General features: G+C 72.6%; 15 protein-coding genes. 11 read left to right on the top strand and 4 right to left on the bottom strand.

Annotated elements, in window-relative coordinates; genetic code table 11:
- Positions 1-48 precede the first annotated feature (48 nt).
- Positions 49-1,266 (top strand): MFS transporter, encoded by a 1,218-nt coding sequence (locus ACFC0G_RS11200; protein ID WP_376401436.1) that lies wholly within the window; start codon positions 49-51, stop codon positions 1,264-1,266.
- Here the strand turns inward: ACFC0G_RS11200 and glgX are convergent.
- Positions 1,235-3,355 (bottom strand): glycogen debranching protein GlgX, encoded by a 2,121-nt coding sequence (glgX, locus tag ACFC0G_RS11195; RefSeq protein ID WP_376400715.1) that lies wholly within the window; start codon positions 3,353-3,355, stop codon positions 1,235-1,237. The two genes, ACFC0G_RS11200 and glgX, sit on opposite strands and share 32 nt — an antisense overlap.
- 138 nt (positions 3,356-3,493) lie before the next feature.
- Between glgX and ACFC0G_RS11190 the strand changes: the two genes are divergently transcribed.
- The 4 genes from ACFC0G_RS11190 to ACFC0G_RS11175 all read left to right on the top strand — a co-directional run bounded on the left by ACFC0G_RS11190 (position 3,494) and on the right by ACFC0G_RS11175 (position 7,966).
- Positions 3,494-4,381, top strand: coding sequence for a Tat pathway signal sequence domain protein (locus ACFC0G_RS11190; protein WP_376400713.1), 888 nt, complete (start codon positions 3,494-3,496; stop codon positions 4,379-4,381).
- Positions 4,382-4,440: 59 nt separating this feature from the next.
- Positions 4,441-5,766 carry a copper amine oxidase gene (locus ACFC0G_RS11185; protein WP_376400711.1) on the top strand — a complete coding sequence of 442 codons (1,326 nt, stop codon included), beginning with the start codon at positions 4,441-4,443 and terminating at the stop codon, positions 5,764-5,766.
- 110 nt (positions 5,767-5,876) lie between these two features.
- Complete coding sequence (locus ACFC0G_RS11180; protein ID WP_376400707.1) at positions 5,877-7,163, top strand: SAV2148 family HEPN domain-containing protein; 1,287 nt, start codon at positions 5,877-5,879, stop codon at positions 7,161-7,163.
- Between the two features lie 77 nt (positions 7,164-7,240).
- Complete coding sequence (locus ACFC0G_RS11175; RefSeq protein WP_376400704.1) at positions 7,241-7,966, top strand: 3'-5' exonuclease; 726 nt, start codon at positions 7,241-7,243, stop codon at positions 7,964-7,966.
- Here ACFC0G_RS11175 and ACFC0G_RS11170 read toward each other — a convergent pair.
- Both ACFC0G_RS11170 and ACFC0G_RS11165 read right to left on the bottom strand, forming a co-directional pair.
- Entirely contained in the window at positions 7,963-8,787 is an 825-nt protein-coding gene (locus tag ACFC0G_RS11170) for an alpha/beta fold hydrolase (RefSeq protein WP_376400701.1), read from the bottom strand. The genes ACFC0G_RS11175 and ACFC0G_RS11170 overlap by 4 nt on opposite strands.
- Before the next feature lie 45 nt (positions 8,788-8,832).
- A complete protein-coding gene (locus tag ACFC0G_RS11165; RefSeq protein WP_376400698.1) occupies positions 8,833-9,690 on the bottom strand; it encodes a phosphotransferase enzyme family protein in 858 nt (285 codons plus the stop codon).
- 145 nt (positions 9,691-9,835) lie between these two features.
- Here ACFC0G_RS11165 and ACFC0G_RS11160 point away from each other — a divergent pair, with 145 nt between their 5' ends.
- From ACFC0G_RS11160 to ACFC0G_RS11135, 6 genes are all read left to right on the top strand, one after another.
- Positions 9,836-10,783 carry a carbohydrate ABC transporter permease gene (locus ACFC0G_RS11160; RefSeq protein ID WP_376400695.1) on the top strand — a complete coding sequence of 316 codons (948 nt, stop codon included), beginning with the start codon at positions 9,836-9,838 and terminating at the stop codon, positions 10,781-10,783.
- Positions 10,780-11,622, top strand: coding sequence for a carbohydrate ABC transporter permease (locus ACFC0G_RS11155; protein WP_376400692.1), 843 nt, complete (start codon positions 10,780-10,782; stop codon positions 11,620-11,622). Before ACFC0G_RS11160 ends, ACFC0G_RS11155 begins: the two co-directional genes overlap by 4 nt.
- On the top strand, positions 11,619-12,917 hold the full coding sequence (locus ACFC0G_RS11150) for an ABC transporter substrate-binding protein (RefSeq protein WP_376400688.1): 1,299 nt from the start codon (positions 11,619-11,621) through the stop codon (positions 12,915-12,917). Before ACFC0G_RS11155 ends, ACFC0G_RS11150 begins: the two co-directional genes overlap by 4 nt.
- A gap of 141 nt (positions 12,918-13,058) precedes the next feature.
- Positions 13,059-13,613 (top strand): DUF1697 domain-containing protein, encoded by a 555-nt coding sequence (locus tag ACFC0G_RS11145; RefSeq protein WP_376400685.1) that lies wholly within the window; start codon positions 13,059-13,061, stop codon positions 13,611-13,613.
- A gap of 74 nt (positions 13,614-13,687) precedes the next feature.
- The gene (locus ACFC0G_RS11140; protein WP_376400682.1) at positions 13,688-14,320 is read left to right on the top strand and encodes a DsbA family protein; all 633 of its coding nucleotides are present in this window, start codon (positions 13,688-13,690) and stop codon (positions 14,318-14,320) included.
- A 66-nt stretch (positions 14,321-14,386) separates the two neighbouring features.
- Entirely contained in the window at positions 14,387-14,959 is a 573-nt protein-coding gene (locus tag ACFC0G_RS11135; RefSeq protein ID WP_376400679.1) for a TIGR03086 family metal-binding protein, read from the top strand.
- A gap of 61 nt (positions 14,960-15,020) precedes the next feature.
- On the opposite strand, the gene ACFC0G_RS11130 is transcribed toward ACFC0G_RS11135, so the two are convergent.
- Entirely contained in the window at positions 15,021-15,767 is a 747-nt protein-coding gene (locus ACFC0G_RS11130; protein WP_376400677.1) for a sirohydrochlorin chelatase, read from the bottom strand.
- Position 15,768 lies beyond the last annotated feature (1 nt).

Below are 15,768 nucleotides of genomic sequence, written 5' to 3'. Positions count from 1 at the left end.
CCATGCACCCGTTCGGGTGCATCGCATTACGTTCGCGGGATGCTCCGGATGTATCGCGACACGTTCTCGCTGCTCGGGCCGGTCCTCCCGGTCGTCTCCTTCCTCGGCCGGCTGCCCACCGCCATGTGTCAGCTCGGCAGCCTGCTCCTGGTCGCCGAGACCAGCGGCTCGCTCGCCACGGCGGGGCTCGCCGGCGGCGCGCTCGCGGCCGGCCAGACCGTCGCGGGACCGGTCATCGGCCGCCTCGCCGACCGGCACGGCCAGCGCGGAGTCGTCCTCGCCGCCTCCCTCGCCAACGCGGTCGCCGTCGCCGTCCTGGTCCTCGCCGCGCTCGCCCACGCGGCCACCGGCTGGCTGATGCTCTGCGGGGTCCTCGCCGGAGCCACCGTCCCCCAGATCGGGCCGCTCGCCCGGACCCGCTCGGTGGCCCTCGCCCGCCGCTCCGGCGCGGACGACCGGACCGTCGGCGCGATGCTCTCCTTCGAGGGCACCCTCGACGAGGTGTCCTTCGTCCTCGGCCCGGCCCTGGTCGGCCTCGCCGCCGCCCTCGCCCACCCCGCCGCCGCGCTCCTCGTGGCCGCGCTGCTCCTCGTCGTCTGCGGCTCCGCCTTCGCCCTGCACCCCACAGCACGTACGGCCCTCGGCACAGCCACCCGTACGGACGCGGCCGAGCGGGCGCGGCTGCCCCGGTCCGCGTACGCGCTGCGCGGCACGATGGTCCTCCAGGGCGCCATGTTCGGCGCCTCCCAGGCCGGGATCACCGCGCTCACCGAGCAGCTCGGCGCACCCGCCCAGGCGGGGCTCGTCTACGCGGCGATGGGCGTGATGAGCGCCGCCGTCGGCCTCTCCCTCGCCGCCGTGCCCGCCCGCATCGGGCTCACCACCCGCTGGCGCGCGGCCACCGCCGGGCTCGTCGTCCTCTCCGTACCGCTGCTCTTCGTCGGCTCCCTCGGCGCGCTGTACGCGGTCGTGGTCGTCCTCGGCGCCGCGTACGCCCCGCACCTGATCACCGTCTTCGGGCTCACCGAGCGGACCGTGCCGGCCGCCCGGCTCGCCGAGTCCATGGCCTTCCTCACCAGCGGGATCGTCGGCGGCCAGGCCCTCGCCCTCGCCGTCTCGGGGCGGCTCGCCGAGGGCCACGGCGCGCCCGCCGCCTTCGCGGTGGCGGTGGGCGCCGCCGTGGCCTGCGCGCTGCTCTCCTGGACGGTACGGGTGACGACTCCCGTACGGGAGGTCAGGCGGGTCGCCGCAGCACGGTCAGACTGAGCGGCGCGAGTGTCACCCGCTCGCCCCCGGCCAGCTCCGGTCCCTCCTGCGGCGGCATGCCCTCCGGGTCGGAGGTGTCCACCACCATCCGCCAGTACCGGCCGTGGCTGTCCGGCACGACGAACTCCAGCTCCTTCGCGGAGGCGTTGAACATCAGCAGGAAGGAGTCGTCGGCGATCCGCTCGCCCTGCGTCCCGGGCTCCGAGATGGCGTTGCCGTTGAGGAAGACCGTCAGCGCCTGGGCGTGCGCGGCCTGCCAGTCCCGGGACGTCATCTCCTCGCCCTCGGGCGTGAACCAGGCGATGTCGGTGAGCTCGTCGTGGGTGCCCTCCACGGGCCGCCCGTGGAAGAAGCGGCGCCGCCGGAAGACCGGATGCTCCCGCCGCAGCCGCACCATCGACCGGGTGAAGCGCAGGAGCGTGGCCTCCGCCTCGCTGTTCTCCTTGGGCCACCGCACCCAGGCAACCTCGTTGTCCTGGCAGTACGCGTTGTTGTTGCCGCCCTGCGTGCGGCCGAACTCGTCGCCGTGGCTCAGCATCGGAACGCCCTGCGAAAGCATCAGCGTGGCAAGGAAGTTGCGCATCTGGCGGGCGCGCAGCTCGGTGATCCCGACGTCCTCGGTATCGCCCTCCTCGCCGCAGTTCCACGAGCGGTTGTGGCTCTCTCCGTCCCGATTGCCCTCGCCGTTGGCCTCGTTGCGCTTCTCGTTGTACGAGACGAGGTCGCGGAGGGTGAAACCGTCGTGGCAGGTCACGAAGTTGACCGAGGCGAGCGGGCGTCGCCCGTCGTCCTGGTAGAGGTCGGACGAGCCGGTCAGCCGGGAGGCGAACTCGGCGAGCGTGCGGGGCTCGCCGCGCCACAGGTCCCGTACGCAGTCCCGGTACTTGCCGTTCCACTCGGTCCACAGCGGCGGGAAGTTGCCCACCTGGTAGCCGCCCTCGCCCACGTCCCAGGGCTCGGCGATCAGCTTCACCTGGCTCACCACGGGGTCCTGCTGCACGAGGTCGAAGAACGAGGAGAGCCGGTCCACCTCGTGGAACTGCCGGGCCAGGGTGGCCGCCAGGTCGAAGCGGAAGCCGTCCACGTGCATCTCGGTCACCCAGTACCGCAGGCTGTCCATGATCAGCTGGAGGACGTGCGGGGAGCGCATGAGCAGCGAGTTCCCGGTGCCCGTCGTGTCCGTGTAGTACCGGGGGTCGTCCGCGAGCCGGTAGTACGAGGGGTTGTCCAGGCCCCGCATGGAGAGCGTCGGGCCCAGGTGGTTGCCCTCGGCGGTGTGGTTGTAGACCACGTCGAGGATGACCTCGATGCCCGCCTGGTGCAGCGCCCGGACCGCCGACTTGAACTCCAGGACCTGCTGGCCCCGGTCGCCCCAGGACGCGTAGGCGTTGTGCGGGGCGAAGAAGCCGATCGTGTTGTAGCCCCAGTAGTTCGAGAGCCCCGCGTCCACGAGCCGGTGGTCGTTCACGAACTGGTGAACGGGCATCAGTTCCAGCGCCGTGACGCCCAGTTCCTTCAGGTGACCGATCACCGCCGGGTGCGCGAGCCCCGCGTACGTCCCGCGCAGCTCCTCCGGCAGGTCCGGGTGGAGCATCGTCAGGCCCTTCACATGGGCCTCGTAGATCACGGTGTGGTGGTACTCGGTGCGCGGGCGCCGGTCGTCGCCCCAGTCGAAGTACGGATTGACGACGACCGAGGTCATCGTGTCCGGGGCGGAGTCGAGGTCGTTGCGCGCGTCCGGCCGCCCGAACGGGTAGCCGTACACCGCCTCGCCCCAGCGGACCTGCCCCGACACCGCCCGCGCATAGGGATCGAGGAGCAGCTTGGCGGCGTTGCAGCGGAGCCCGCGCTCGGGGGCGTACGGGCCGTGGACCCGGAACCCGTACCGCTGACCGGGCATCACGCCCGGCAGATAGGCGTGCCGGACGAAGGCGTCCGTCTCGCGCAGCTCCACCGCCGTCTCCGAGCCGTCGTCGTGGAGCAGACACAGCTCGATCCTGTGGGCGGCCTCCGAGAAGACCGCGAAGTTGGTTCCCGCTCCGTCATAGGTGGCGCCCAGGGGATACGCCTGTCCCGGCCAGACTTGCATGGATACGACTCTTCCTCTTCTGTCCGGGTTTAGGGGATGTTCTCCGGCCAGATCCTGCCCGAAAGAGGCGCAACCTCCTAGGACTTCGCCCCGTCCTACCGGGTGACCGCACATCAAGAGGGGGAATGAGGGGGAAGTGTGTACGAAATAGCGCGCCGCCACCTGGGGAAGGTGGTGGCCGGAGCGGCCATGGCGGTGACGGGAACCGCCGTCGCGGTCGCGATCAGCCTGCCGGGCACCGCGGGGGCGAACGGGGCCGCGGGACCCGCCGGAACCGGCGGGACCGTGGGGGCCGCCGGCACGACGGCAGGGACGGGATCGGCCGGCGCGACCGGCCAGGGGGAGGCCGGGGCCGCGGCCGCAGGCCAGGACGGGACCGGCGCGGGGGCGCAGGCGGCCGGCGCCGCGCCGCCGCCGGCGACCGTGGCTCCCGCGGCGGCCGAGGGGAAGAAGGGCGTCGGCTCCGACCCGCTCACCGACGACGAGCTCGCGCGGGCCGAGCAACTGGCGCTGACCCCGCCGGCCGCCGCCGCCCAGGAGAACGTCGAGGGAGGGCGGGGCCCGCAGCACCTGGGCACCCTGCTCGCCGACCCGCTGCCGGGGGACGGCACGCGCCGCGCCGAGGTCCGCCTCTACGACTACGCGAAGGACGAGCTCGTCACCCGGACCGTCAACCTCGGCACGGGCAAGGTCGAGAGGTCCGCGACGCAGCGCGGGGTCCAGCCCTCCGCCCACCCCGAGGAGCTGCGGGAGGCCCTGGAGCTGATCCTCGCGAGCCCGCTCGGCAAGGGCGTCAAGGAGGACTACAAGGACGCCACGGGCAAGCAGCTCACCTCCACCGAGCAGCTGTGGTTCAACGGCGACGTCTACCGCCCCTACCGCGAGGCGAACGTGCCCGCGCAGCTCGCCGACTGCGGCGAGCACCGGTGCGTCCGGCTCGTCACCAAGGTTCTCAACGGGGCCTGGATCAACACCCGGAACCTCATCGTCGACCTCTCCGCGAGGACCGTCACGCGCGTCGGCTGACCACCGCCGCGCCCGGCCCTCCCCTTCCACGACATCTCCGTACGAGGGAGTACGTTCCCATGTCCACCCAGCGAAGCCCGCGCACCCGCCGGAGAGGCGCCGTCCTGACCGCGGCCGTCCTGCTCGGCACCGCCACGGCCGCCACGGCACCCGCGACCGCCGTGCCCCGCCCGCTGTCCCCGGCACTGCCGTCCGCCACGCAGCCGACGGCCCAGCCCCTCTGCTCGGCCGCGTACCGCATCACGCAGAAGCTCGAAGGCGGCGCCGTCTGGAACATGTGCTGGCGCTACAACACCGACGCCGGGCTCACGCTCGACGGCGTCACCTACCAGCCGCCCGGCGGCGCGCCCATCAAGGTCCTCACCAGCGCCCGGCTCGCCCAGATCCACGTGCCGTACGACGACGGCGCCGCCGAGTACGACGACCTCACCGGCGCCGGCTTCGGCTGGGGCCTGCAGAACCTCAAGCCCGCCGAGTGCCCCGGCGGCACCATCTCCACCGTCAAGGTGCCCGAGGTCGGCCAGGTCAAGGGCCTGTGCACCACGACCAGGGCGCGCGGCCACGCGTACCGCATGGCCGCCGACAGCGGCGGCCAGGTGTACCAGGTCCAGGGCAAGGACCTCCTCGTCTACACCGTGAACAAGGTCGGCTGGTACGAGTACATCTCCGAGTGGCGCTTCTCCGCCGACGGCACCATCGGTGCCAACGTCGGGGCCACCGGCAGCCTCTCGCCGGTCGACTACAACGCCACCGACGGCCGCGGCTGGCCCATCGGCAAGGGCGCCCGCGCCTACGCCACCAGCCACGCCCACAACGTCTTCTGGAAGCTCGACTTCGGCCTCGACGGCTCCACCAAGGACCGGATCGAGCAGTTCGACTCCACCGTCACCGCGCCGCCCGCCAACGGCGGCGGACCGACCGTGAAGACGAAGCGCACCGTCGTCACCAAGGAGCTCGCCGGCGACGCGAAGAACATGCGCTGGTGGCGGGTGGTCAGCGGCACCGGCAAGAACGCCGACGGCCACGCCCGCTCGTACGAGATCGTGCCCGGCCACACCAACACCCACGCCGGCCGCGGCTTCACCAAGCACGACGTGTACTTCACCCAGTCGCGGGCCTGCGAGCAGTTCGCGAGCAACAACACCGGCAACTGCGGGACCAACGCCGGTGACAGCGTGGACAAATGGGTCAACGGTGAGACTCTGACCAAACCGTCCGTGTGGGTCAACATCGGGTTCCACCACATCGCCCGGGACGAGGACCAGCAGCCGATGCCGGTCCACTGGCAGGGCTTCCAGCTGGCGCCCAGGGACGTAACCGCTATGAATCCGCTCACTCCGGCTGATCTCGCCTCCCAGAACGGGCAGCCCGATCTGGGGAGTTGAGCAAGGAGCCTGACGATCCTGCTGCACCGCCTCCCGCTCGCGGAGTACCCTTCCTTGATCGTTGTCGGAGTGGTCGAAACGGGCTTCCAGGAGCAGAAGGCGGTGCGCGGGTGAGCTCGGGAGGTCTGGAGCTGCCCCCAGGTGACGCGGGTCACGAGGGGGGCCCGACCGACGCCGCCGACCTGCCGCCCGGAGCGGTCGTCCCGCCCGGCGCGGCGGTCCCGCCCGGGACGGTCACCGTCACCCGGCCCGTGGAGATCGGCGCGGAGCTCGACTGGGGCGCCGAGGCCTGGGGCGAGGTGCGCACCCGCGCCCAGCGCGCCGGGCGCGCCTACATCTGGCTGAACCTGGTCGAACAGCGGCTGCGGGCCGTGGTCGCGGCCGTCCTCCGGCCCGTGTACGAACCCGTGCACGGCGAGGAGTGGGTCGTGGCCGCGGCCGGCCCCGCCGGTCAGGAGTGGGTGCAGCGGGCCGTCGCCGTGCGCGAGGTCTCGCGCCGCAAGGGCTATCTGCTCGACCCGGCCGACGACAACGTGCTGAGCTTCCTCACCCTGCCGCAGCTGCGCGAGCTGATGGTGCAGCACTGGCCCTGCTTCGAGCCCTACTTCGACGACCGGCGCGAGGTCGAACTCGCCCTGGACGAGCTGGAGGTCACGCGCAACGTCGTCTCCCGCAACCGGGCGCTGTCGCTGACCGTCCTCGCCCAGTCCGAGCGGGCGTCGGCGCGGCTCCTGGAGATCCTCGGCAGCGGGGCCGGCGTGCCCTCCGCCGACCGGCTGCCCGTGGACGCGGTCGAGGACCTCGTCGGCGACCGGTACGCGGACGTGGTCTCCGTCCACCCCGACCGGGTGCGGCTCCAGCGGCAGCTGCCCGCCGAGGACCTCTTCGGCGGGGCCCGGCGCCTCGACGCCACCGGCATAGGCCTGAACCTCCTCGTGCAGAACTTCTCCGGGCGCCGCATGGTCCGGCTCGCGGAGTCCGGCTGCCGGACGCGGCTGCTCTTCCTCAACCCGGCGAGCAGCGCCGTCAAGCGGCGCGAGCGGGAACTCGGCCTCAAGAAGGGCGAGCTCAGCCGCTCCGTCGAGATGAACATCCTGCACATGCGCCGGGTGCGCTCCAAGCTGCGCGACCCGGGCGCCTTCCAGATCCACGTCTTCGACGAGACCCCCCGCTTCACCGCGTACCTGGTGGACGGCGACGGCCCGGACGGGGTGGGCGTCGTGCAGTCCTATCTGCGCAAGGCCCGCGGCATGGAGGCCCCGGTCCTCGTCCTGCGCGGCGGCGGCCGGAGTGTGGTGCGCCACGGCCAGCAGGGCGGCGACGGCGAACACGGACTTTTCGAGACATACCGGGAGGAGTTCGAGTCGGTCTGGCTCGACTCCCGCCCCGTCTCCTGACCTCCGCCCGAGGGCGTTGTCAGTGGTGCGTGCGAGGGTGGTCACCACCACGGGGGAGATCACGTAAGGAGGACCCGATGGCCTGGCACGGCGACACGCTGGTCGGCTTCGACCTGGAGACGACCGGCACCGATCCGCTGGAGGCCCGTATCGTCACGGCCTCGATCATCGAGGTCGACGGCGGGGGACACGTCGTACGACGGCGGGACTGGCTCGCCGACCCGGGCATCCGCATCCCGGAACAGGCCTCCGCGATCCACGGCATCAGCACCGAGCGCGCGGCGGCCGAGGGCCGGCCGGTGCGCGAGGTGGCCGACGAGATCGCGCAGACCCTCGCCGCGTACTGGGAGGACGGCGTCCCGATCGTCGCGTACAACGCCTCCTTCGACCTCACGCTCCTCTCCGCCGAGCTGCGCCGCCACGGGCTGCCCTCGCTGAGCGAGCGGCTCGGCGGCGTCGGCATCGGCCCGGTCGTCGACCCGTACACGATCGACCGGGCGGTCGACCGCTACCGGCGCGGCAAGCGGACCCTGGAAGCGGTCTGCGGGGAGTACGGCGTGGTCCTCGAAGCCGCCCACCAGGCCGCGGCCGACGCGCTCGCCGCCGTCCGGGTCGCCGTCGCGATAGCCGAGCGGCACCGGCAGGTGGCCGAGCTGGACCCGGCCGAGCTCCACGAGCGTCAGATCGCCTGGTACCGCGTCTGGGCCGAGGACTTCCAGGCCTTCCTGCGCCGCAAGGGAGACCCGGAAGCAGTCGTCGAGTCCACCTGGCCCCTGCGCCCGGCGGTATTCGCCCGCTCCTAGCCGTTGTCCTTGAGGAAGGCCAGCAGGAGTTCGTTCACCTTCTCCGGCCGGTCGAGCGGGAACCAGTGGCCCGCGTCCGCCACGCGTTCGTAGCGCCAGGGACCGGTGACGTGCTCGCCGGTGTCCACCATCTGCCGCTCGGTGAGGAAGCGGTCGCCGGTGGACCAGACGCCCATGACCGGGACGGAGAGCGGCGGGAGCGCCGGCAGCGGGGTCAGCTGGGCCTCGATCGGCAGCCCCGACCGGTAGATGTTCAGAGCGGCGGTCAGTGCGCCCGGAAGGCGCAGCGGCTCCAGGACCGTTTCCGCCTCGGGGTGGTCGGAGAGCATGTCGCGCAGATTCGCGAAGTCCTCCCGGGAGAGCCACTCCTCGGCGAGGCCCTCGTGCTGGAACATCGTCAGGTGCCACAGGCGCTGCCGCTGCTCCCAGCCGGCGCCGAGGATCGCCGCGATGCTGCCCACCGACATGAGCGTCAGGCTGGTCACGCGGTCGGGCACGGTCTGCGCGATCCCCTGCACCACGCCCGAGCCCCAGTCGTGGCCGACCGCGTGGAACCGGTCGACGTCGAGCCGGCCCAGCAGCTCCAGCAGGTCGCCCACGTGCTTGATCGGGTGACAGGCCTCCGCGCCCCCCTCGGGCCGGTCCGAGGCGCCGAAGCCCCGCAGGGTCGGGACGACGCACCGGTACCCGGCCGCGGTCAGGGCCGGGACCTGGTGGCGCCACAAGGCGTGGCTGTCCGGGAAGCCGTGCACCAGCAGCACCGTCGGCCCATCGCCACTCACCTCGACGTCCAGCGTGACGTCCGACAGTTCCACCCGCATCACAACACTCCCTTCCCGACGGCCGGTTCGACGCCGGACATGATGTCAGAACGGGTACCAGCGGACCTCGGGGTCGCCGTCCCGCAGCGAGGCGACCCGACGCTCGAATTCGGCCAGCGCCTTCGGGTTCGCCGGCGCGTGCTGCGCCACCCACGCGCAGCTCGCGGTCTCCCGAGCGCCCCGCAGCACGGCGCACCCCTCCCACTCCCGGACGTCCCACCCGTACGCCTCGGTGAAGGCGTCGTAGGCGGCCGGGTCGAGACCGTAGCGGTCCCGGGAGAGCGCGAGCACCACGAGGTCGTGCTCGCGCAGATCGGACGAGAAGGTCTCCAGGTCCATCAGGACCGGGCCGTCCGGGCCGACGAGCACGTTCCGGGGGAGGGCGTCGCCGTGGATCGGGCCCGGCGTCAGATACGGGGTGAGCGCGGCGGCCGCCGGGGCGAAGGCGTCACGCCGCTCCCGGAGGAAGGCCGCGTCCGCCGGATCGATCGCCTCGCCCGCCAGCCGCAGCCACCGCTCGACCCCGCCCAGCAGCTCACGCCGGGGGAGCGCGAACCCCGCCGGCTCGGGCAGCGCGTGCACCGCCCGCAGCAGCGGGGCCAGATCGCGGGGCTCCGCGGGCCGGACCGCATCGGGCAGCCGGTGCCAGAAGGTGACCGGGTGCCCGTCGACGAGCCGCGGCTTCTCCTCGGCGGCCCGCGGAGCCGGGACCCCCGCCCCGGCGAGCCAGCCGGCCAGGGCCACCTCCCGCTCGGCCCGCTCGAACAGCTCGGCGTCCCTGCCGACCTTCACCACCAGGTCGCCCACGGCGAAGACCGCGTTCTCCCCGAGGGCCAGCAGCCGCGCCTCCGCGACCGGCAGCCCCGCCGCGGCCAGGATCTCCCGCGCCCGCGCCTCGTCCATCGACCTCTCCCTACCTGTGCGTTTGAGCCAAAGTCTCGCACTCGGCCCTCACCACCGCGCAGGCCGCCTTGACGGCCCCACGACCCGTCAGGACCATGACGGGGTTCCCACCGGCGGCGGCATCGGGCAGACGGGGGTCGGATCGATGAGCTCGGCGACCGCGACGAAGCGGCGGCCGGGCGGGACGCGGACACCGCGGACCGTCCGCCAGGCACGACCCCGGGGTCCCGACGTCGGCGCCTGGTTCCTGGTCCTCCCGGCGCTCCTGCCGATCCTCGTCCTCAGCGTCGGCCCGCTCCTCTACGGCATCGCGCTCGCCTTCACCGACGCCCAGTCCGGCCGCACCCAGGCCACCTCGTGGGTCGGCACCCTCAACTTCCAGGACCTCCTCCACGACACCCTCTTCTGGGACTCCTTCCGCATCGGCCTGATCTGGGCCGTCGGGGTGACCGTCCCCCAGTTCCTCCTGGCCCTCGGCCTCGCCCTCCTCCTCAACGAGAAGCTCCGCTTCCGCTGGCTGGCGCGGGCGCTCGCGATCGTCCCCTGGGCGATGCCCGAGGTCGTCGTCGGCATCATGTGGCGCCTCGTCTACAACCCCGACGCGGGCATCCTCAACGAGACCCTCCGCGACCTCGGCCTCGGCCAGGGCCACGACTGGCTCTCCGGGCTCGCCACCGCCCTCCCCGCCGTCATCGTCGTCGGCGTCTGGGCCGGCATGCCGCAGACCACCGTCGCCCTGCTCGCCGGACTCCAGAACACCCCGCGCGAACTCCACGAGGCCGCCGCCCTCGACGGCGCCGGCGCCTGGCGCCGCTTCCGCGCCGTCACCTGGCCCGCGCTGAGACCCGTGGCCCTCGCCATCACCGCGCTCAACCTCATCTGGAACCTCAACTCCTTCGCCCTGGTCTACGTCCTGACCAACGGCGGACCCGGCGGCCGCACCCGGCTCCCCATGCTCTTCGCCTACGAAGAGGCCTTCCGCTACGGACAGTTCGGCTACGCCGCCGCGATGGGCTGCGTCCTGGTCGCCGCCGTCTCGGTGCTCATCGCCTTCTCCCTCGTACGCCGGCTGAAAGGGGACCAGGACCGGTGAGCGCCCTCCGGACGAGCAGACCCGCGCGGATCGGCCAGTACCTCGCCCTCCTCGCCTACCTGGTCTTCCTCGCCTTCCCCTTCCTCTGGCTGATCTCCACCGCCTTCAAGCCCGCCCCCGAGCTGGCCTCGCTCCACCCCACCTGGATCCCGGAGGAGCCGACACTCGCCAACTTCCGGCAGGCCTTCGAGGAGCAGCCGCTGCTCAGGGCGGCCGGGAACAGCCTCGTCGCCGCCCTCGCCGCGGCCCTCGTCGCGGTCGCCGTCGCGACCCCGCTCGCCTACGTGACCGCCCGCCACCGGGGCCGGCTCGCCACGGCCGCCACCGGCTGGGTCGTGATCAGCCAGGCCTTCCCCTTCGTCCTGGTGATCATCCCGCTCTTCCTGGTCCTCAAGAACCTGCACCTCGTCAACAGCGTCCTCGGCCTCGTCATGGTCTACGTCGTCTGGTCGCTGCCCTTCGCGCTCTGGATGCTCATGGGGTACGTCAGGGCCGTACCGGCCGAACTGGAGGAGGCGGCGGCCGTCGACGGCGCCGGGAGGATCCGTACCCTCGTCTCCGTCACCGCCCCGCTGCTCGTCCCCGGCATCGTCGCCACCGCCCTCTTCGCCTTCGTCACCGCCTGGAACGAGTTCTTCTTCGCGCTCGTCCTGCTCAAGACCCCCGAGAAGCAGACCCTGCCGGTCGTCCTCACCCACTTCCTCGGCGCCGAGGGCGTCGCCGACCTCGGCCCGCTGGCCGCCGCGGCCTTCCTCGCCACCCTGCCCTCCCTCGTCGTCTTCGCCGTCCTCCAACGCCGCATCACCGGCGGCATGCTGACCGGGGCGGTGAAGTCATGAGACGACGGCTCCTCACCGCCCTCACCGCCGCGCTCGCCCTGCTCCTCACCGGCTGCGCCGGCGGCGACGAGCGGCCCGACGACGGCGTCGTACGCCTCCGCTTCCAGTCCCTCGCCTGGCAGAAGGAGTCCGTCGACGCCAACAAGCAGCTCGTGGCGGAGTGGAACGCCACCCACCCCGACGTCCAGGTCGACTACGTCCAGGGCAGCTGGGACTCCGTCCACGACCAGCTCCTCACCTCCTTCGAGGGCGGCGAGGCGCCCGACATCATCCACGACGCCGCCGACGACCTCGGCGACTTCGCCTACGGCGGCGACCTCGCCGACCTGCGCCCGCTGCTGCCCGAACGGCTGCGCGCCGACATCCCCGCCCGCAGCTGGGAGACCACCACCTTCGGCGAGGGGATCTACGGCGTCCCCTTCCTCCAGGAACCGCGCGTGATCATCGCCAACCGGAAGATCCTGGAGTCCTCCGGCGTCCGCGTCCCCACCCCCGAGAAGCCCTGGACGTGGACCGAGTTCCGGCAGATCGCCCGGGACCTCACCACCGCCATGGGCCCCGGCCGGTACGCCGTCGCCTGGCCGCTCAAGGAGCCCGTCTCCGTCAGCCTCAACCTCGGCGTCTCGGCCGGCGGCAGCCTCTTCCACCGGGACGCGGACGGCCGGGTCACCGTCGACTTCACCGAGGCCGACGCCGTCGTCACCGGCACCGTCCACGACCAGGTCGTCGTCGACCGCACCGCCCCGCGCACCACGCTCGGCAGCGGCGGATCCGACACCCTGCCCGGCTTCTTCGCCGGGAAATACGCCATGGTCCCGCTGGGCTTCGCCTACCGGCAGCAGATCGCCCAGCAGGCGCCCGAGGACTTCGCGTGGACGGTGCTGCCCGCCCCCGCCGGGAGCGAGGGGCTCGCCCAGGGCGTCTCCCCGCAGACCCTGTCGATCGCCGAGGCCAGCCCGTACAAGAAGGAGGCGGCGGCGTTCCTCGACTTCTTCCTGCGCCCGGAGAACATGGTGCGGCTCGCCCGCGGCGACTGGATGCTGCCCACCGGCACGGCCGCGCTCGCCGACCCCTCCCTGCACACCGCCCGGGACGGCTGGGCGACCGGCGCCGAGGTCGCCGAGCGGCTGCGGCCGGCCCCCGCGCAAGGAGTGCGCGGATATCCGGAATGGAAGGACAAGGTGGCGACCCCGGCCTTCCAGGAGTACTACAGCGGCGCCATCGACGGCGCCGAGCTGCGCCGGCGGCTGGTGGAGGACGGCAACCGGGTCCTCGCCCGCTATCAGCGCAAATGATGGATTCGTCATTACGAAACCTTGTTGAATAAGTCACAGATGGGTGACGGGTCTTCTCCAGGATCGCTCCCATCGGCGAGTGTTCGAACCGGCCACCGTGCCGCCCCCCACGAGGCGCGGTGGCCGCCCTAAGCTGAACCCATGGCGACGACATACGCGGCCCTGCTCCGCGGCATCAATGTGAGCGGTCACCGCAAGGTCCCCATGGCGGAGCTCCGTTCCGTCCTCGAAGGCCTCGGCCACCGGAACGTCCGCACGTACCTCCAGAGCGGGAACGCCGTCTTCACCACGGACAGGCCCGCCACCGAGGACGAGCTCAACGCCGAGCTGGAGGACGCGATCGAGGCCCGCTTCGGCTTCCGCGTGGACTGCCTCGTCCGCGACGGCGACTACCTCGCGGCCGTCGCCGAGGCCTGCCCCTTCCCGGCCGCCGAGCTGGAGGGCAAGCAGCTCCACGCGATCTACTGCTCCGGCCCCGTCGAGGAAGAACGCTTCGCCGCGATCGACCGGAAGGCGTTCCTGCCGGAGGAGTTCCTCCTCGGCGACCGCGTGCTCTACCTCTACGTCCCCGTGGGACTCGGGACGTCCAGGCTGGCCGCCGTGGTCACCCGCCCGTCCGTGGTCAAGGGACTCGTGACGACGGCCCGGAACTGGAACACGGTGGTCAAGCTCGTCGAGATGACCCACGAGGACTGACGGCCAAGTGGCCCACCCTGCCGACCGCGGATTGGCCCAGGATGACGGGCCATCCGCTGGCTAGATTCGATCGCATGACGAGCGCAGCGACCACCACCCGGCCCCGCACCACCGTCGACTTCTACTTCGACCCCGCCTGCCCCTTCGCCTGGATCACCTCCCGCTGGATCCTGGAGGTCGAACGCCACCGGCCGATCGACCTCCGCTTCAAGGTCATGAGCCTGTACTTCCACAACGAGGGCAACACCCTGCCCGACTGGTACCGCGAGCTCGTCGACGCCTCCATCGGCCCGGTCCGCGTGGCGGCGGCCGCCGCCGAGCAGCACGGCGAGGAGATCCTCCGCCCGCTCTACACCGCGTACGGCACCCGCATCCACGAGAAGAAGCAGAAGGACTTCGGCGCCGTCGTCGCCGAATCCCTCACCGAACTCGGCCTGCCCGCCGCACTCGCCGAGGCCGCCCACGACCCGGCGTACGACGAGGCCGTCCGCCGCAGCCACGACGCGGGCAAGGACCCCGAAGCCGGCGCGTACGTCGGCACCCCGACGCTCCACGTCGACGGCACCGCCTGGTTCGGCCCGGTCCTCCGCGCGATCCCGCGCGGCGAGCAGGCCGCCGACCTCTTCGACAACGTCCGCGCCCTGGCCGTCCACCCCGACCTCTTCGAACTGAAGAGGACCCGCACGGGCGGCCTCGACTACACGTGACCCGCCGCCTCCGGGTGTCGCGAAAATTCAAGACAGGGCCGCGGGCCGGTTCCTAGGGTCGAGGACATGAACGACATCCACGCCCATCTCACCGTCTGCGCCGCCGAGGCCGCCCGCGTCGCCCGCGGCGCCACCGCCGAGCAGCTCGCCGCGCCCTCCGTCTGCGCCGACTGGACCGTCCGCGAGCTCGCGAACCACCTCGTCCTCTACTCCGCGCACGGTCTCGAACACCGCGCCCTGCGCACCCAGCTGCCCGACGACACCGTGCAGCGCGACTTCACCGCGGAGGACGGGTGGGCGGAGGCGTACGCGACCCAGCTCGACCGGGCACTCGCCGCCTGGGAACGGCCCGAGGCCTGGGAGGGCGAGGTGGACCTCGGGTCCGCCGCGATGCCGGCGGCCACGATCGCCTCGATGCTGGTGAAGGAACTCGCCCTGCACGGCTGGGACCTGGCCCGGTCGACAGGGCAGGAGTTCGAGCTCCCCGAGACGACCGGAGCGTTCGTCCTCGCGGTCGTCGAGGAGCACGCCGAGATCTACCGCCAGTACGGGGGCTTCGCCGAGCCGGTCGCCGTCGCCGACGACGCCCCCGCTCTCACCAGGGCCCTCGCGGCCAGCGGCCGGAACCCGAAGAGCTGACGCGCCGGACCGACCCTTCGGTCACGCGAGGCGGCAGGAGGCGGCAGGAGACGGCAGGAGGTCAGCCGACGGCGGCCACGCGGTCCGTCGCGCGCGCCGTCGCGCCGTCGTACCGCTCCATGAGCAGGGCGGCCAGCTCGGGGGAGGGGCCGAGGACGTCCGCCAGGACGTCCGCCGCGGCCGCGCCGGCGGCGATCCGGTCCGGGAGCCTGCCCGGGGCGATGACGTACGGGGCGACGGCCACCCGGCGGACGCCCGCGTCCGTACGGAGGGCCTGGACGGCATCCTCCGTAAGGGGAAGAGATGCGGAGGCGAACGCGGGCCGCACGGAGCACCAACCGGTGCGCCGCAGCTCCCGCGCCGTTTCTGCGATCACCGCGATCGCCTCCGGGTCCGTGGAGCCCGCCGAGGCCAGGACGACCCCGGTCGAGCTCTTGTCGCCGGGCGTGAGCCCGGCCTCGTACAGCCGCCGTTCCACCGCCGCGATCAGCAGCGGCGACGGTCCGAGGACCTCCGCCTGGCGGATCCGCAGCCGGCGCGGGGCCTGTCGCAGGACGGCGGGGATGTCGGCCTTCGCGTGGAAGGCCCGGGTGAGCAGCAGCGGCAGCGCCACCACGTCCCGTACCCCGTCGGCGGCGAGCCGGTCGAGGACCCCCGTCACCGACGGCAGGTTGAAGTCCAGGAACGCCGTCTCCACGCGCAGCCCCGGCCGCAGCGCGCCGGCCCGGCGCACGAGCGCCTGGACGGTCGCCGCGTGCCGCGGGTCGCGGCTGCCGTGGGCGATGACGAGGAGGACCGGCCTGTTCATG

This window comes from Streptomyces sp. NPDC056169, assembly GCF_042268445.1.
GTDB lineage: Bacteria > Actinomycetota > Actinomycetes > Streptomycetales > Streptomycetaceae > Streptomyces.
Note: the sequence above shows the minus strand (reverse complement) of the source record. Positions and strands in the feature narration are given on the sequence as shown.

Bases quoted from the DNA above. Each gene is read 5' to 3' on its own strand.
- ACFC0G_RS11200 (WP_376401436.1), top strand. From the start codon at position 49: ATGTATCGCGACACGTTCTCGCTGCTCGGGCCGGTCCTCCCGGTCGTC.
- glgX (WP_376400715.1), bottom strand. From the start codon at position 3,355: ATGCAAGTCTGGCCGGGACAGGCGTATCCCCTGGGCGCCACCTATGAC.
- ACFC0G_RS11185 (WP_376400711.1), top strand. From the start codon at position 4,441: ATGTCCACCCAGCGAAGCCCGCGCACCCGCCGGAGAGGCGCCGTCCTG.
- ACFC0G_RS11175 (WP_376400704.1), top strand. From the start codon at position 7,241: ATGGCCTGGCACGGCGACACGCTGGTCGGCTTCGACCTGGAGACGACC.
- ACFC0G_RS11170 (WP_376400701.1), bottom strand. From the start codon at position 8,787: ATGCGGGTGGAACTGTCGGACGTCACGCTGGACGTCGAGGTGAGTGGC.
- ACFC0G_RS11165 (WP_376400698.1), bottom strand. From the start codon at position 9,690: ATGGACGAGGCGCGGGCGCGGGAGATCCTGGCCGCGGCGGGGCTGCCG.
- ACFC0G_RS11160 (WP_376400695.1), top strand. From the start codon at position 9,836: ATGAGCTCGGCGACCGCGACGAAGCGGCGGCCGGGCGGGACGCGGACA.
- ACFC0G_RS11150 (WP_376400688.1), top strand. From the start codon at position 11,619: ATGAGACGACGGCTCCTCACCGCCCTCACCGCCGCGCTCGCCCTGCTC.
- ACFC0G_RS11145 (WP_376400685.1), top strand. From the start codon at position 13,059: ATGGCGACGACATACGCGGCCCTGCTCCGCGGCATCAATGTGAGCGGT.
- ACFC0G_RS11140 (WP_376400682.1), top strand. From the start codon at position 13,688: ATGACGAGCGCAGCGACCACCACCCGGCCCCGCACCACCGTCGACTTC.
- ACFC0G_RS11135 (WP_376400679.1), top strand. From the start codon at position 14,387: ATGAACGACATCCACGCCCATCTCACCGTCTGCGCCGCCGAGGCCGCC.
- ACFC0G_RS11130 (WP_376400677.1), bottom strand. From the start codon at position 15,767: ATGAACAGGCCGGTCCTCCTCGTCATCGCCCACGGCAGCCGCGACCCG.